Annotated in this window: 1 protein-coding gene; it reads right to left on the bottom strand. The window is 68.9% G+C overall.

Annotated features, from left to right (window positions below; genetic code table 11):
• Positions 1 to 518: AMP-binding protein (locus BTA51_RS29855; RefSeq protein WP_141215751.1), on the bottom strand; the 518-nt coding region annotated here is incomplete at both ends.

The raw sequence follows: 518 nt of genomic DNA on the forward strand, positions 1-518 counted from the left end.
ATGCTGGCGCAGCGCCTCTTCGGCCAGCGCGGTGCCGGGTTCGGCCACGCAGACACAGAGGCCCACCTCGCCCCACCGCAGGTCCGGCACGCCGAGGATGGCGACTTCGGACAGGCCGGGGAAGGTCAGCAGAACTTCCTCGATCTCGCGCGGATAGACGTTCGAGCCGCCCGAGATGTACATGTCGGACGCGCGCCCGGTGATATACAGGAACCCCTGCGGATCGGTATGGCCGAGGTCTCCGGTGCGGAACCAGCCGTTGCGGAAGCTCTTGGCATTGGCGCCGGCGTCATCGTCATAACCGGGGAACACCGCCGGGCCGACCACGCAGATCTCGCCCGTCTCGCCGGGCGACAGGATGCGCCCCTCGTCGTCCTGAATGGTGATCTGGATGCCCGTGCGCTCGACCCCGCAGGTGCCGGGGCGGGACTCGGGGCCGTCGGACAGCGTGTGATCCTCGGGCCGCAGCACGGTGATCGCGCCGGTGACCTCGCCCAGCCCGTAGTATTGCACCAGCA

Source organism: Hahella sp. CCB-MM4 (assembly GCF_002260525.1).
Classification (GTDB): Bacteria; Pseudomonadota; Gammaproteobacteria; order Pseudomonadales; family Oleiphilaceae; genus Hahella.